The organism is Pseudomonas sp. dw_358 (genome assembly GCF_018449655.1).
GTDB lineage: Bacteria > Pseudomonadota > Gammaproteobacteria > Pseudomonadales > Pseudomonadaceae > Aquipseudomonas.
In genome coordinates this window covers 1-14,561 of record NZ_JAAVUX010000002.1, presented here as the reverse complement: position 1 = coordinate 14,561, position 14,561 = coordinate 1, and the positions used below count along the sequence as shown (strand labels likewise).

The window sequence follows — 14,561 nt, the reverse complement described above, 5'->3', positions numbered from 1 at the left end:
TTCGAGGCCCCCCATGCACCCGATCTTCTCTGGCGCGAAAATCGCCGTCCTCTGTGATGGACATCTGTTGACCCTGTTACGAGACGACAAGCCGACCATCCCGTGGCCAGGGCGCTGGGACCTGCCTGGCGGAGGCCGCGAAGGGTGTGAAACCCCGGAAGAATGCGCACTGCGCGAGACCTGGGAGGAGTTTGGCATCCGCCTGGACCCTCAGTGCATCGTTTGGCGTCAAGCGTATCCGGGGCAGGGCGCCGGGGGGCTGGACACCTGGTTTCTGGTGGCGACCGTCGCGCCGGGGACCTTTGATCAGGTGGTCTTTGGCGACGAGGGCCAGCGTTGGGAGGTCATGACGGTCGAGGGGTTTCTGGGGCTGAAGGACGGGATTGTGCATTTGCAGGCGCGATTGCGCGAGTACTTGAGCCGGGCGTGATGACAGGTTACGGCCTTCGCGAGCAAGCTGGCTCGTCAAGAGGCCTGTATTCTCGCCCCTCACTTGCGCCGAACCCTGGGCTCGAGCCCGAACATCACTCCCCGTGAACAGGCCCAGGCCAGGTGCAGGGCCTGGCGCAAGGCCACGGTATCGGCGCTCATCACCCGCACCGACACCCCGCAATCATTGGGCAGCGCGCTGATCCCGATGTAGCTGTCCGCGACCCCCGCCAGCGCGCTGCGCAGCCGCAGCTTGAGGGTGTCCATGGGCAGGCCGCGGCCCACCAGCATGAAGGTGGCCAAGGCTTCCAGCTCGCCGCTGACCCCCGGCAAGCGCCGGCGCAGATCGCCTCCCTCCAGCGCCAGGCGATCCCCGGCGAGTAACCGGCCTGACGGATCGCGCACCAGCAGATCCGCGCGGTAGCGGCCAAACATCCCGCCTTGGCCGGGCGGCGCATGCAGGCAGAAGGCATCGCACAGCATCACCCGTGCCTGATCATGCAACGTCAGGTTGACCTGGCTGTGCAGGCGGGCGTCGGGAAAGAGGATGGTGGCCATGGGCAGGTATTCCAGCCACGCACCGGGTTCGGCCAGCAGTTCCACGCTTTGCCGGGCCGGAGCCTCCAACATGCTGTGGGCCACGGTGGCGGCGCCGGTGCTGATATGTACGCGGCTGTCAGGCCCGGCTTGCACATGCAGGTGCACGTCCTCGCCGGCAAAGAGGCCGCCGGAGCAGGATTGCACATACACCGCCGCCATGCCGGGAGGGTCGTCGGGCAGTTGCAAGGTGCGCCCCAGGTGAAAGGGGTAGCCGACCTGCTGACGCGCGATGTAGCTGGCCCCGGAAGGTGCCCGCTCGAAGCGCACTTGGGCCTGTACGGCAACGGGATGGGTCAGCGTCACCGGCGCGTTCATGGACGATCGAACAGCACGGCGCGGCTGATGGCGTCTACCACCGCATCGACGCCGTCCCCCGTGGCGCAATTGGTGAACAGTACCGGACGACCGTTGCGCGCCTGGGCGGACTCGCGGCGCATGCGCGCAAGGTCCACGCCTACGTAGGGCGCCAGGTCATACTTGTTGACCACCAGCAGGTCGCAGCTCAGCACGCCCGGCCCGCGTTTGCGCGGAATGTCGTCGCCGCCGGCCACGTCAATGACGAAGATCCAGTAATCCACCAGGTCCAGGGAAAAGGTCGAGGCCAGGTTGTCACCCCCCGACTCGATCAGCACCAGGTCGAGAAGGGGATAGGTAGCTTCCAGCTCATCGGCCATCTGCAGGTTCAGGGTCGGGTCTTCGCGGATCGCCGTATGGGGGCAAGCACCGGTTTCTACCGCGCGGACCCGCAGCGGGTCGATCAGGCCGCTGCGCTGCACCCGCTCGGCGTCCTCGCGGGTGGCCAGGTCATTGGTGATCACGGCCAGCTCGGTGCCGCGGGCGATGAAGCGCGGGATCAGTTGCTCCAGCAGGCGGGTCTTGCCCGATCCCACGGGGCCGCCGATGCCGACGCGGGCAGCACCGGGGTGAGGCAAGGGGGCGAGTTGCGTACTCATGGCAATGTTCTCCAGAACAGGTCAGCGCAGCATGTAGCGTTGCGCCAGCGGTACTTCGCTGACCGGCTCGCAGGTCAGACGCTCGCCGTCGGCATACACATCGAAGGTTTGCGGGTCGACCCGAATGTCCGGGCAGGCGTCGTTATGCAGCATGTCGGACTTGCGCAAGGTGCGGGTGCCGACACAGGGCAGCAGCTGTTTCTTCAGGCCTAGTTTCTCGCCGGTATTGGCCTCCACTGCCAGGCGATTGACGAAGTTCACCGACAGTGCCTGCTTGGCTTCGCCGAAGGCGCCCCATTGCGGGCGCATCATCAGCGGCTCGCAGGTATATAAAGAAGCGGCTGAATCGCCCATCACCCCATGAACGATGAAGCCACCCTTGACCACCAGCTCCGGCTTGATCCCGAAGAACGCCGGGCGCCACAGCACCAGGTCGGCCAGCTTGCCGGGCTCCAGCGAGCCGATGTAGCGGTCGATGCCAAACACCCGGGCGGCGTTGATGGTGTACTTGGCGATGTAGCGCTTGATCCGTTCGTTGTCCCCCAGCGCGGTGCTTTCCTCTGGAAGGCGGCCGCGCTGGTCCTTCATTTTCGAGGCCAGCTGCCAGGTGCGGCAGATCACTTCGTTGATCCGGCCCATCCCCTGGCTGTCGGAGCCGAGAATCGAGATGGCCCCGGTGTCATGGAGGATGTCCTCGGCGGCGATGGTCTGCGGGCGTACCCGGGACTCGGCGAAGGCCACGTCTTCCGGCACGTCCGGGTTGAGATGGTGACAGACCATGATCATGTCCAGGTGTTCGTCGAAGGTGTTCACGGTGTACGGGTTGGTCGGGTTGGTGGAGGAGGGGATGCAGTTGGCCTTGCCGGCCACGCTGATGATGTCCGGGGCGTGGCCGCCTCCGGCGCCCTCGGTGTGGTACATGTGGATGGTGCGCTCGCCGATGGCGGCCAGGGTGTCCTCCAGAAAGCCCGACTCGTTGAGGGTGTCGGTGTGCAGCTGGACCTGGAAGTCATATTCGTCCGCTACCTTCAGGCAGGTGTCGATCACGGCGGGCATCGCGCCCCAATCTTCGTGGATCTTCAGCCCCAGGCAGCCGCCGCGCAGTTGCCCCAGCAGCGAGTCCGGCTTGCTGGAATTGCCCCGGCCGAGAAAGCCGAAGTTGATCGGCCAGGCTTCCGCAGCCTGGAGCATCTTGCCGACGTTCCATTCACCGCCGCAGTCGATACCCACAGTGATCGGCCCCAGCGAGCCGCCGATCAGGGTGGTCAGCCCGGCGGCCAAGGCGTGATCGCACAGCTGCGCGGAGTCGAAGTGCACGTGCACGTCGATGCCGCCGGGAGTCACGATCAAGCCCTCGGCGTCGCGCACCGTGGTGGCTACGCCGCAGATCAATTGCGGGTGCACGCCGTCCATGACCTCGGGGTTGCCGGCCTTGCCGATGGCGACGATCTTGCCGTCCTTGATGCCGATGTCGCCTTTGACGATGCCGATCACCGGGTCGATGATCAACGCGTTGCAGATCAGCATGTCGAGGGCGCCGTCGGCGCTGTCGTGGCCGGGCATCAGGCCCATGCCGTCGCGCAGGGTCTTGCCGCCGCCGTGCAGGCATTCATCGCCGGGTACGGCATGGTCGAACTCGACTTCGGCCAGCAGCGAGGTGTCGCCCAGGCGTACCGCGTCACCAGTAGTGGGGCCGTACATGGCGGCGTATTCCTTGCGGGTCATGATGGCCATGATCAAGCTCCCTTGAACTGTTGCGCGCGCGCGCGCTGCAGGGCCGAAGCCTTGCAGGCGGGGTCGTGCAGGTTGCCATTGGTCAAACCGCTGAAGCCGTGGATGTCACCGCTGCCACCGAACTGCACCAGTTGTACCTCGCGCAACTCACCGGGCTCGAAGCGCACGGCGGTGCCGGCGGGGATGTCCAGGTGCATGCCGAAGGCCTGCTCGCGAGGGAAGTCCAAAGCCTTGTTGACCTCGAAAAAGTGGTAGTGGCTGCCGATTTGCACGGGCCGGTCGCCGGTGTTGACCGCACGCAGGGTGGCGGTCGGACGGCCTTGATTAAGCTGGATATCGCTGCTGGGCGAGATGATTTCACCCGGCGTGGGCAGGTTCGCCAGCGGCAGGCTGCCGGGGCGGATCGGCTGGTGCACGGTGACCAGCTTGGTGCCGTCGGGAAAAGTGCCTTCGACCTGCAACACTGGCAGCAGGTCGGCGACGCCGGGCATGACGTCGTCGGTGTTCAGCAAGGTGGCGCCGAAACCGATCAGTTCGGCGACGCCACGGCCTTCCCTGGCGCCTTCGAGGATTTCGTCGGCGATCAGGGCACAGGCCTCGGGAAAGTTCAGGCGCAGGCCTTTGGCCCGGCGTTTGCGCGACAGCTCGGCGGCGGTGTAGAGGGTCAGCCGTTCGAGCTCGGTGGGGGTCAGCAGCATAAAGGGCTCCTAGTTGGCGAACAGCCGCAGTTCCTGGGTTTCGTGGCGCATCACGGCGATTTCGGCCAGGGGCGTGAAGCCGCTGGCGTCGTCGAGAGAGGCCGGTGGGGTGGCGAGCAGTTCGAGGAGGATGGGCTGGATGTGGGCGAGCACGCGCTGGGCGTCGATGTGGCCCATGACCCCGAGGCGCACGGCGGCGCTGGCCAGCCCCGTGCACAGGCTATGGGCCGCGGCCAGCTGGCTGTGTTCACCGCTCAGGCCCAAGGCTCGCCAAAGCATGCCTTGGATGACGGGGAGGTGGCCGGGGGTGTGGCCCTGACTGACCTGTTGCTGGAAAGCGGCGGCGCCGGATGTGCCAAGCGCGGTGTGCACGCCGAGCAAGGATTGACCGACCCGGCGTGAGCCTTGGCGCAGTTCTTCGGCCAGGGTCAGCGCTTCGACCTGCTGATCGAGGTCGAGCAGGCTCGGCAGGTGATCGGCAGCGTGCCAGGCGGCATGCAGGAAGACGCGGTCGAAGGTGGCCCAGCGGTAGCGCAGCTGGCCTTCGACGAAGGCCTGGACGGCATGGCTGCGGTCTTGGTGGCGTGGACGGCGGCTGGATTTCGAGACCGGGTCGCGCCCATGGTCGGCCGCCGTAGCGGTTGCCCGCGATGCAGACGATACGGTTTCAAGACTTGCCCCCCCGTCCGTCACCAACGTCTCCAACCCCCACGACCACGCCACCCCACCGCCAGGAAAGAAGCTGTCCGCCTGCTGTAACGCCAGCAAGCTGCTGCCCAGGTCATTCATGGCCGCGTCACCCGCCCATCGGCCAGCATTGGCGCCAGGCGCTCGAGGTAGTCGTCTTCCGGACCGTTCAACGGTATCTGCAACAGGTCTGCGGCAAAGCGCACCGCCCAGTGCATGTTGCCGGCAAAGTAGCCCAGCTCCAGCGCAGCGGCCGCGTCCCGGGGCTTGAGGGCCAGGTACTGCTGGTCCTGCATCTGCACGACAATCGCGCGGCCGGCGTCGAGCATCAGCACCGAGCCGTTGCGCAGTTGCTGATGACGTTCCAGGCGTATGGCGCAATCAGTGCCACGGTCGCTGGCCAGGCGCAGGCGATGGCGCTGCACATCGCTGGCCGACAGACTGAGGGTTTCCACCTGGCCGGCGTGGCTCAGGTCGTGCAGGCGCTCGGCCAGTGCCGGATCACTGGCCTGGCCCACAATGGTGTCGAGTATCAACATGGACAGGCTCCCTAAATGGTCAGATAGCTCAGGATGCGTTCGCGGTCGACGCTTTCGTGTTGTTCGCTGTGGACGAACTCGCCTTTCTCGATGATCAGGTAACGGTCGGCCACCGCCATGGCGAACGACAACACCTGTTCGGAGACAATCAGCGAAAAGCCCCGGGCCTTCTTCAGCTGGTTCAGCGCCTTGGCGATGTCTTTGATGATGGAGGGCTGGATACCTTCGGTAGGCTCGTCGAGGATCAGCACCTTGGGGTTGCTGACCAGGGCGCGGGCGATGGCCAGCTGTTGCTGCTGGCCCCCGGACAGGTTGCCGCCCTTTCGCCGGCGCATCTCGAACAGCACCGGAAAGTATTCGTAGATGTAGTCCGGGATCGGTGCCACCGGCGCACCCTGCATGCCGCTGAGGATGTTTTCCTCGACGCTCAGGAACGGAAAGATCATCCGCCCCTGGGGCACGAAGCCCACACCGGCGGCGACCCGCTCATAGCTCTTGCGCCCGTTGAGCTCCTCGCCGCCCAGCTTGATGCTGCCGCTGCGGGCGGGCAGCATGCCCACCAGGCTCTTGAGCAGGGTGGTCTTGCCCATGCCGTTGCGGCCCATGATGGCCAGGGTTTCACCGGGTGCCAGTTCCAGGTCGAGGTTGCGCAGCACGTGGCTGTCGCCGTAATACACATTGAGATTCGTGACGCTCAGCATGCTCAGTGCCCCAGGTAGACGTCGATGACGCGAGGATCGCTCTGCACTTGATCCATCGAGCCGAAGGCCAGGGTCTTGCCCTGGTGCAGGACGGTGACCTTGTCGGCCACCGATTTCACGAACTCCATGTCGTGCTCGATGATGACCATCGCGCGGCCTTGGCTGATGCGCTTGAGCAGGCCGGCGGTCTTCTCACGCTCACCGGCGCTCATGCCGGCCACCGGCTCGTCCAGCAGCAACAGTTCAGGGCGCTGCATCAGCAGCATGCCGATCTCCAGCCACTGCTTCTGGCCGTGGGACAGCAGGCCGGCCTTGCGGCCCAACTGGTCGTGGAGAAAGATCATCTCGGCGGTCTGTTCGATCTCCGCCTGCAAGGCCTTGTCGTGGCGGGCGAACAGGCAGTTGAGAATCCCGCGTTTGTCCGGGGAGGAAATGTCGAGGTTCTCGCGCACGGTCAGGTCTTCGTACACCGACGGGTTCTGGAACTTGCGGCCCACCCCGGCGCGGGTGATCTGGTACTCGATCATGTTGGCCAGCTGCAAATCCTTGAAGCGGATGCTGCCGGCACTGGGGCGAGTCTTGCCGCAGATCATGTCGAGCAGGGTCGTCTTGCCGGCGCCGTTGGGGCCGATGACCACGTGTACCTGGTTTTCCTCGACATAGAAGTTGAGACTGTCCACCGCCTTGAAACCGTCGAACGACACGGTCAGGTCTTCGACACTCAGGAGCATGGCGGTCATTGTTGTTCCTCCTGCCGATGGCGCAGGCGTTGCAGCAATCCGGCGATGCCGGTGGGCAGAAACAGCACCACGCCCATGAACAGAAAGCCCATGAAGTATTGCCAGAAGTTGACGAAGTTTTCCGACAGGTAGGTGCGGGCGACGCCGATCAACAGCGTGCCGTACACCGCCCCCACCAGCGACAGGCGCCCACCCAGCGCTGCATAGATGACGATTTCCGTGGACGGGATGATGCCCACCAGCGACGGCGAGGCCAGGCCCACCTGCAAGGTGAACATGACACCGCCGAGCGCCGAGATCAGCGCCGCCACGGCAAAGATGAAGGCCTTGAACAGCGCAGTGTTGTAGCCGGAGAAACGCACCCGGTCCTCGCGGTCACGGATGGCCACCACCACTTTGCCCAGGCGGCTGCGCAGGATCAGCCCGCACACCGCGACACAGGCCAGCAGCATGAGCGTGGTGATCAAGTACAGAATCTGCGTGGCATGGGGCGCTTGCAGGCTCAGGCCAAAGACACTCTTGAAGTCAGTCAGGCCGTTGACGCCGCCGGTGTAGCCTTGCTGGCCGATGATGGTGATCGACATGATCGCCGCCAGCGCCAGGGTGATGATCGAGAAGTACACCCCGCCCACTCGCTTCTTGAAGTAGGCATAGCTGAGGACGAAGGCCAGCAGGGTCGGGATGATGAGGATGGCGGCGACGGTGAAGGTCGGCGACTGGAACGGCTTCCACCACCAGGGCAGCGCCTCGACGCTGTTCCAGATCATGAAGTCCGGCAGCGCCGAGCCGTACAGCGCGGCCAGGGCGCTGGCGGCTTCGTCACTGGCGGTGGCGTCGAGCTTGAGGTACATGGCCATCATGTAGCTGCCGAGGCCGAAGAAGATCCCCTGGCCCAGGCTGAGGATCCCGCCGTAGCCCCAGATCATCACCATGCCCACGGCGCAGAACGCCAGGCTCAGGTATTTGCCGGCCAGGCTCAGGCGAAAATCGCCCAGGGCCAGAGGCAGCACCACCAACAGCAGAATCGCCAGCCAGGCCAGGCTGTAACGTTCGATCAGGCCCAACCAGCTGCCTTGGCGCCGCACGCTGGCAGGCAGGCCCGACGAGGTGAGGGTTTTATCGGTCATGTCAGCGTCTCACTTTCGCGGCGAACAGCCCGTTGGGGCGGAAAAACAGCAACACGATGACCACCAGCAGGGTGATGGCCTTGGCCATCGACCCGGTCGTCAGGTACTCCAGGGACACTTGTGTCTGGCCAATGGCAAAGGCCGAGAGGAAGGTGCCCAGCAGGCTCTCGACACCGCCGAAGACCACCACGATGAAGGTGTCCACCAGGTACTGCTGGCCGCTCACCGGGCCGGTGGAAGCGAGCATGGTGAACGAGCTGCCGGCAATACCGGCCAGGCCGCAGCCCAGGGCGAAGGTCACCGCATCGACCCGCGCGGTGTTGATTCCGGCGGCGCCGGCCATGGCGCGGTTCTGGGTCACGGCGCGGATGCGCAGGCCCCAGCGGCTGCGGTACAGAAACAGGAACACGGCGCCGGCGATCACCAAGGTCAGGCCGATGATGAAAATACGGTTGAGGGGCAATTCCAGGCCTTGGCTGATTTTCCACGCGCCTTGCAGCCATTCCACAGTGGGCACGCTGACTTCCTTGGGACCGAACAGCTGGCGGAACACCTGCTGCAAGACCATTGACAGGCCCCAGGTGGCGAGCAGGGTGTCCAGCGGGCGCTTGTACATGAAGCGGATGAAGCAGCGTTCCAGCAAGTAGCCGAAAGCAAAGGTCACCACAAAGGCCGCGCCGATGCCGACGATGAAATACCAGCCCATGTGCGCCGGGAAGTAGTGCCGGAACACCAGCGAGGTGACGTAGGTCATGTACGAACCCATGGCCATCAACTCGCCGTGGGCCATGTTGATGACGCCCATCAGGCCGAAGGAAATGGTCAGGCCGAGGGCCATCAGCACCAGCACGGAAAACAGCGAGAAGCCGCTGAAGACCTGCATGATCAAGATATCGAGTGTCATCAAAGCGTACCTGTCGCAGCAGGTGGAAGGGCAGGGGCGTCACCGCAGCGACGCCCCACCGGGCTTGATCAGATTTTCGGAAACGGGTTGGGCTCGATCGGCTCGGATTCGTAGATCACGTCGACCTGGCCCTGGGCGTTGATGGTGCCGATACGCGCGCGGGTCCACAGGTGATGGTTGTCCTTGTGCACGCGGATCTCGCCTTCAGGCGCGTCCAGGGTCATGTCGGACGAGGCGGCAATGACGGCCGGGACGTCGAAGCTGCCGGCTTTCTCCACAGCTTTCTTCCACAGGTACACGGCGGTGTAGGCGCTGGCCATCGGATCACCGATCACCCGGTTGGCGCCGTAGCGGGCCTTGAAGGCGGCGACGAATTTCTCGTTGACCGGGTTCTTCAGGCTTTGGAAGTAGCTCATGCAGGTGAGAAAGCCGGTGAGGTTTTCCGCGCCGATGCCGGTCACTTCCTCCTCGGTGACAGCCAGGCCCATCAGGGTCTGGTTAGTGCTGTCGATGCCCGCCGCCTTGAGCTGTTTGTAGAAGGCGACGTTGGAGCCGCCGACGATGGTCGACAGCACGATGTCTGGTTTGGCGGCCTTGATCTTGTTGATCACCGAGGAGAACTCGATGTCGCCCAGGGGCACGTAGTCCTCGCCGACGATGGAGCCGCCGTCCTTGCTCACGGCCAGGCGCGCCAGCTTGTTGGTGGTGCGCGGCCAGATGTAGTCCGAGCCTACCAGGTAGACGCTCTTGCCTTTGTTGGCCATCAGCCAGTTGACTGCGGGTATGGTCTGCTGCGAGGCGAGGGCGCCGACGTACATGATGTTCGGTGACTTCTCCAGGCCTTCGTAGAAGGTCGGGTAGTAGAGCAGGCCCTTGTCCTTCTCGAAGATCGGCAGCACGGCCTTGCGCGAGGCCGAGGTGTAGGCGCCGAAGGTCACGGCAACGTGGTCGCTTTCGAGCAGCTTGCGGGCTTTCTCGGCGTAGGTCGGCCAATCGCTGGCGCCGTCTTCGACGATGGGTTCGATGGTCTTGCCCAGCACACCGCCGCTGGCGTTGATCTGCTCGATGGCGAGTTTTTCCGCGTCCACCACCGAGGTTTCGCTCATGGCCATGGTGCCGGTGAGGGACTGGATGATGCCCACCTTGACGGTGTCGGCGGCTTGGCTCGTCAGGGCAAACGGCAACAGGCTGAAGGCCCCCAACAACAGGGTCTGTTTGATCAAACGGCGTTTATCGTTGTGCATTCGTCGCTCCAGGGTTTGAAAGCCTACAAAATGAAAAAAGCCCGACGTCTCGATCGAATGCTCGATCAAGAGGTCAGGCTTTTTGTGCCGAATCTGGCGGGACAGCTGTGTCCGATCCAGTCGTACCCCAAGTGTCTCCCGGCTTGCCAAAGGGGCGCGGGGCAGACAGCTGGTGCGAAGTGTCAGGAGAGACTTAGCAAGGGCGGTGCCAAGTGCGAGAGGGGGTGTTTGCGGTGGGCAATGCTTCTATATGCGCGAGGAAAATTTCCTGCGCCGGTTTGGCGCAGTGGGGTTTGGATCTGCACCAAATATGTGAGCTGGCGGGCCTCATCGTCGATAACCGCGACGGCCGCCGGCGGCCATACTCGAAGGTCCGGGCGCTGGCCCACTATCTGCATACCATAACACCAACACCCCTTCGCAGGGTCCCTTGTCACACGCCCTCCCTCGGCAAGTGTGAAAGGTCCCTCGCTCGACTGGTCCCGACACTGCTGTCGCGCCAGCTCCCAGGCACAATCGGCCTGTACCCTCGCATTGTTTTGCAGACGCTGGCCCTCGGGCGGGCGTCTTACCCCACGTTGAACAAGGTTGATAGGCATGGTTGACCAGGCGATTCGCATAGGCGGTCTGTTTTCCGACACCGGCGTCACGGCAGCGGCCGAGGGCTCGACGCTACGGGGCGCACAGTTCGCCATCGCGCAGATCAACGCCGCCGGGGGTGTGGCGGGGCGGCCATTGGAATTGATCACCCGCAACCCCGACTCGACCCCGGCGCTGTATGCCTTGCATATCGAGTCGCTGATTCGCGACGAGCAGTTGCGCTTCTTCTTCGGCTGCTACACCTCGGCGACACGCAAGGCCGCGCTGCCGGTGGTCGAGCGCTACGATGCCCTGTTGATGTACCCGGTCTACTACGAAGGCTTCGAATATTCCCCCAACATCATCTACACCGGTGCCACCCCCAATCACAATGCCTTGCCGTTAGGCAGCTACATGCTCGACCACTTCGGCAACCGGGTACTGATGATCGGTTCGGAGTACGTCTACCCCTACGAAACCAACCGGCTGATGAGCGACCTGCTGTACGAGCGCGGCGGCACCAAGCTGGGCGAGTATTACCTGCCGCTGAAGAATGCCCGGCCCGAAGATTTTGCCAAGCTGATGGCCAAGGCTCGGGAGCTCAAACCCTCGTTCATTTTCTCCACGGTAGTGGGCGAGACCATGGCGCACTTGTATCAGGCCTACGCCGACGCGGGCTTCGATCCGGCGGTGATGCCCATCGCCAGCCTCACCACCAGCGAGACCGACATTCAGCAGATGGGCGTGCACCTGGGCGCCGGGCATATTTCGGCCGCGACCTATTTCCAGTCGGTGGATTCACCCCTCAACCATCAGACCATCGCCCAGTACCGGGACATGTTCGGCCAGCATCAGGTCACCGATCGCTGCTGGGAAGCGTCGTATTTTCAGGTGCACCTGCTGGCTCAGGCCATCCTGCGGGCCGGCAGCACCGACGTCGAAGCAGTGCTCCATGCCATGGGCGGTCTGCAATTCGAGGCGCCGCAGGGGCGGGTGCAGATCGATGCCCACAACCACCATACCTACCTGTTTTCGCGCATCGGCCGGGCCAATGCCGACGGCCAGTTCGATATCCTCTACGAAAGCCAGAGCGCCCTCAAACCCGACCCTTACGCCATCGCGCCGAACTTCAACGACTGGACCAGTCCGGCAGGGAGCCGCCCATGACCTTGCGCGCTGCAAAAAAGCGCCTGCGCGGTGACAGCGCCGGCAGCATCAAGGATCTGCGCGACATCAGCGTGCTGGTCATCCATCCCGATGATGACGACGGCCGCAACCTGATCGCCCAATTGCAGCGCATCGGTTGCCAGGTGAAGGTGCAGTGGCCGGTCCCGGAGCGGCTGGTCAGCGAGGTGGATGTGATCGTCCTGGCGGTCTCGCCCGAAAGCCTGTCCACCAACACGCCGTGGCTGCTGCACGTCAGCACGCCGCCGATCATTCCGGTGATCGCCTACGAAAACCCGATCATCGTCGAGGCACTGGTGCAGCTTAACGCCTGCTCGGTGATCCCCTCGCCGGTCAAGTCCTTCGGCCTGTTGGCGGCGCTGGCGCTGACATTGAGCCAGGCGCGCAAGGCCCGGGAGCGGGAAAAACATGTGAAGCGCCTGGAGGGGCGCATGGCGGTGATGCGCACCGTGCAGCAAGCCAAGATGATTCTGATCGAGACCAAGGGCCTGTCGGAGACCGATGCCTATAACGCTTTGCGCGACCAGGCCATGGCCAAGCGCGAGCCGGTGGAAAAGATTGCCGAGGCGCTGGTCAAGGCCCACGAACTGTTTCAGCAAGCCTGTTCCTGAGCATGGCGCCGCAGGCGCGATCCTCTTCTGTACGGACGTTTGCCATACGCCCTGATTCGGCAGGTATGGAACACCGCACGGTGACCGGCATGGACAACGAGGTCCTCCGGAACGAGCCAGCCCCGGCTCGCATCAACGACTGCCCGAGCGCGGGCGGTCCTCATTGATATCTGGAGAAGCCCATGAGCATCAAACGTCCCAGCCAGGCCGACTTTCTGATTGCCGCCCAAGACCATGGTTATCACCTGTCCGACGAACAGATGGAGGCCTTTCTCAACCTCGCCGACGAGACCTTGAACAGCTACGAATCGGTGGACCGTCTCTACGCCGAAGGCGTGGCGCAACAACCGCCCCAACGTGAATACAGCAAGGCCACGGCGAACGAAAACCAACACGGCGCCTGGTACGTCAAGACCCGCATTGCCGGGGCCGCCACCGGCCCGCTAGCCGGGCGCACCGTGGTCATCAAGGACAACGTTTCGGTGGCCGGGGTGCCCATGGCCAACGGCTCGCTGGCCCTGGATGGCTACATCCCTTCCGAGGACGCCACGGTGGTCAAGCGTCTGCTGGCCGCTGGGGCGACCGTGGTCGGCAAGTCGGTCTGTGAAGACCTGTGTTTCTCCGGGGCGAGCTTTACCGCTGCCAGTGGCGCGGTGAAAAACCCCTGGGACCTGACCCGCAACGCCGGCGGTTCGTCCAGCGGCAGTGCGGTGCTGGTGGCCCTTGAGGAGGTCGACATGGCCATCGGCGGCGACCAGGGTGGCTCGATCCGCATGCCCTCGGCATGGAGCGGTATCGTCGGCCACAAGCCGACTTACAGCCTGGTCCCTTACACCGGGGCCTTTCCCATCGAACGCACCATCGACCACGTCGGGCCTATGGCCAATAACGTGCGCGACGTGGCGACCATGCTCGACGTGATCGCCGGGGCCGACGGCCTCGATTCCCGCCAATACAACCCGCCGGCAGTTGATTGTCTGGCCACGCTGGACCAAGGCGTGGCGGGCCTGCGCATCGGCGTGCTGCGCGAGGGCTTTGCCATCCCCGGGATGTCCGAGCCGCAGGTGGACGCGCTGGTCAAGGCAGCGGTCGCACAACTCGAAGCCCTGGGCGCCACCGTGGGCGAGGCCAGCGCACCCTGGCACCGCGGCGTGGCCATGGACCTGTGGAACGTCATCGCCACCGACGGTGCGGCGTATCAGATGCTGCAGGGCAACGGCTACGGCATGAATGTCGCGGGCTACTACGACCCGGACATCATGAGCTACTACGGTGCCAAGCGCCGCGAGCACGCCGACCAGCTGTCCAGCAGCGTGCGCGCGGTGGCGCTGACCGGTCACTACAGCCTGAAAAACCTGCACGGCGCCTACTACGCCAAGGCCCGCATGCTGGTGCCCGAACTGACCCGCCAATATGATGCGGCGCTCAAGGACTTCGATGTGCTGGTGATGCCGACCATGCCGTTCGTGGCCACCAAACTCACCGCGCCCGATGCGCCGGTGGAGGAATACGTGCATGGAGCGCTGAACATGCTGGCCAACACCGCGCCGTTCGACCTCACCGGGCATCCGGCAACGTCGATTCCGGCAGGGCTGGCGGACGGCTTGCCGGTGGCAATGATGATCGTCGCGCCGCGCTTTCAGGATGCCTTGGCGTTGCGGGTGGCGCAGGCTTATGAAACGGCACGTGGGGTGTTCCCGAAACCGCCTCGGGGGTGAATCATCGGTAGGCGCGCGCGCAGCCCGTGATGGGGATCATGGGGGATCCGAGGCTTATTCATCGGGCAACAGCGCCGCCGCGACTTCAGCCGCGATCCGCAGTTGATCTGGC

General features: G+C 64.3%; 15 protein-coding genes. 4 read left to right on the top strand and 11 right to left on the bottom strand.

Annotated features, from left to right (window positions below; genetic code table 11):
* The first annotated feature begins 13 nt into the window (after positions 1–13).
* Positions 14–430: an NUDIX hydrolase gene (locus HB675_RS03555; protein WP_213875742.1), complete on the top strand. Its 417-nt coding sequence runs from the start codon at positions 14–16 to the stop codon at positions 428–430.
* Positions 431–489: 59 nt separating this feature from the next.
* Here HB675_RS03555 and HB675_RS03550 read toward each other — a convergent pair whose 3' ends face one another.
* The 11 genes from HB675_RS03550 to urtA form a co-directional block, all read right to left on the bottom strand.
* Positions 490–1,344: an urease accessory protein UreD gene (locus HB675_RS03550; RefSeq protein WP_213875740.1), complete on the bottom strand. Its 855-nt coding sequence runs from the start codon at positions 1,342–1,344 to the stop codon at positions 490–492.
* On the bottom strand, positions 1,341–1,982 hold the full coding sequence (gene ureG / locus HB675_RS03545) for an urease accessory protein UreG (RefSeq protein ID WP_213875739.1): 642 nt from the start codon (positions 1,980–1,982) through the stop codon (positions 1,341–1,343). The genes HB675_RS03550 and ureG overlap by 4 nt, the downstream gene beginning before the upstream one ends.
* A gap of 21 nt (positions 1,983–2,003) precedes the next feature.
* Positions 2,004–3,716, bottom strand: coding sequence for an urease subunit alpha (gene ureC / locus HB675_RS03540; protein ID WP_213875737.1), 1,713 nt, complete (start codon positions 3,714–3,716; stop codon positions 2,004–2,006).
* 2 nt (positions 3,717–3,718) lie between these two features.
* Entirely contained in the window at positions 3,719–4,414 is a 696-nt protein-coding gene (locus HB675_RS03535) for an urease subunit beta (RefSeq protein ID WP_213875735.1), read from the bottom strand.
* Between the two features lie 9 nt (positions 4,415–4,423).
* Positions 4,424–5,203 (bottom strand): urease accessory UreF family protein, encoded by a 780-nt coding sequence (locus HB675_RS03530; RefSeq protein ID WP_213875733.1) that lies wholly within the window; start codon positions 5,201–5,203, stop codon positions 4,424–4,426.
* Positions 5,200–5,640 (bottom strand): urease accessory protein UreE, encoded by a 441-nt coding sequence (gene ureE / locus HB675_RS03525; protein ID WP_213875731.1) that lies wholly within the window; start codon positions 5,638–5,640, stop codon positions 5,200–5,202. Before ureE ends, HB675_RS03530 begins: the two co-directional genes overlap by 4 nt.
* Positions 5,641–5,651: 11 nt before the next feature.
* Complete coding sequence (gene urtE, locus HB675_RS03520) at positions 5,652–6,341, bottom strand: urea ABC transporter ATP-binding subunit UrtE (RefSeq protein WP_213875729.1); 690 nt, start codon at positions 6,339–6,341, stop codon at positions 5,652–5,654.
* Between the two features lie 2 nt (positions 6,342–6,343).
* On the bottom strand, positions 6,344–7,081 hold the full coding sequence (gene urtD / locus HB675_RS03515) for an urea ABC transporter ATP-binding protein UrtD (RefSeq protein ID WP_213875727.1): 738 nt from the start codon (positions 7,079–7,081) through the stop codon (positions 6,344–6,346).
* The gene (urtC, locus tag HB675_RS03510) at positions 7,078–8,208 is read right to left on the bottom strand and encodes an urea ABC transporter permease subunit UrtC (RefSeq protein ID WP_213875725.1); all 1,131 of its coding nucleotides are present in this window, start codon (positions 8,206–8,208) and stop codon (positions 7,078–7,080) included. Before urtC ends, urtD begins: the two co-directional genes overlap by 4 nt.
* A 1-nt stretch (position 8,209) precedes the next feature.
* Complete coding sequence (gene urtB / locus HB675_RS03505; RefSeq protein WP_213875723.1) at positions 8,210–9,112, bottom strand: urea ABC transporter permease subunit UrtB; 903 nt, start codon at positions 9,110–9,112, stop codon at positions 8,210–8,212.
* 68 nt (positions 9,113–9,180) lie between these two features.
* Positions 9,181–10,356, bottom strand: a complete 1,176-nt coding sequence (urtA, locus tag HB675_RS03500; RefSeq protein WP_213875721.1) for an urea ABC transporter substrate-binding protein — start codon at positions 10,354–10,356, stop codon at positions 9,181–9,183.
* Between the two features lie 597 nt (positions 10,357–10,953).
* Here urtA and HB675_RS03495 point away from each other — a divergent pair.
* The 3 genes from HB675_RS03495 to HB675_RS03485 all read left to right on the top strand — a co-directional run bounded on the left by HB675_RS03495 (position 10,954) and on the right by HB675_RS03485 (position 14,449).
* On the top strand, positions 10,954–12,102 hold the full coding sequence (locus HB675_RS03495; RefSeq protein WP_213875719.1) for a transporter substrate-binding domain-containing protein: 1,149 nt from the start codon (positions 10,954–10,956) through the stop codon (positions 12,100–12,102).
* Positions 12,099–12,731 (top strand): ANTAR domain-containing protein, encoded by a 633-nt coding sequence (locus tag HB675_RS03490; RefSeq protein WP_213875717.1) that lies wholly within the window; start codon positions 12,099–12,101, stop codon positions 12,729–12,731. Before HB675_RS03495 ends, HB675_RS03490 begins: the two co-directional genes overlap by 4 nt.
* 182 nt (positions 12,732–12,913) lie before the next feature.
* Positions 12,914–14,449: an amidase gene (locus tag HB675_RS03485; RefSeq protein WP_213875716.1), complete on the top strand. Its 1,536-nt coding sequence runs from the start codon at positions 12,914–12,916 to the stop codon at positions 14,447–14,449.
* Positions 14,450–14,561: the final 112 nt, after the last annotated feature.

Bases quoted from the DNA above. Each gene is read 5' to 3' on its own strand.
- HB675_RS03555 (WP_213875742.1), top strand. From the start codon at position 14: ATGCACCCGATCTTCTCTGGCGCGAAAATCGCCGTCCTCTGTGATGGA.
- HB675_RS03550 (WP_213875740.1), bottom strand. From the start codon at position 1,344: ATGAACGCGCCGGTGACGCTGACCCATCCCGTTGCCGTACAGGCCCAA.
- ureG (WP_213875739.1), bottom strand. From the start codon at position 1,982: ATGAGTACGCAACTCGCCCCCTTGCCTCACCCCGGTGCTGCCCGCGTC.
- ureC (WP_213875737.1), bottom strand. From the start codon at position 3,716: ATGGCCATCATGACCCGCAAGGAATACGCCGCCATGTACGGCCCCACT.
- HB675_RS03535 (WP_213875735.1), bottom strand. From the start codon at position 4,414: ATGCTGCTGACCCCCACCGAGCTCGAACGGCTGACCCTCTACACCGCC.
- HB675_RS03530 (WP_213875733.1), bottom strand. From the start codon at position 5,203: ATGAATGACCTGGGCAGCAGCTTGCTGGCGTTACAGCAGGCGGACAGC.
- ureE (WP_213875731.1), bottom strand. From the start codon at position 5,640: ATGTTGATACTCGACACCATTGTGGGCCAGGCCAGTGATCCGGCACTG.
- urtE (WP_213875729.1), bottom strand. From the start codon at position 6,341: ATGCTGAGCGTCACGAATCTCAATGTGTATTACGGCGACAGCCACGTG.
- urtD (WP_213875727.1), bottom strand. From the start codon at position 7,081: ATGACCGCCATGCTCCTGAGTGTCGAAGACCTGACCGTGTCGTTCGAC.
- urtC (WP_213875725.1), bottom strand. From the start codon at position 8,208: ATGACCGATAAAACCCTCACCTCGTCGGGCCTGCCTGCCAGCGTGCGG.
- urtB (WP_213875723.1), bottom strand. From the start codon at position 9,112: ATGACACTCGATATCTTGATCATGCAGGTCTTCAGCGGCTTCTCGCTG.
- urtA (WP_213875721.1), bottom strand. From the start codon at position 10,356: ATGCACAACGATAAACGCCGTTTGATCAAACAGACCCTGTTGTTGGGG.
- HB675_RS03495 (WP_213875719.1), top strand. From the start codon at position 10,954: ATGGTTGACCAGGCGATTCGCATAGGCGGTCTGTTTTCCGACACCGGC.
- HB675_RS03490 (WP_213875717.1), top strand. From the start codon at position 12,099: ATGACCTTGCGCGCTGCAAAAAAGCGCCTGCGCGGTGACAGCGCCGGC.
- HB675_RS03485 (WP_213875716.1), top strand. From the start codon at position 12,914: ATGAGCATCAAACGTCCCAGCCAGGCCGACTTTCTGATTGCCGCCCAA.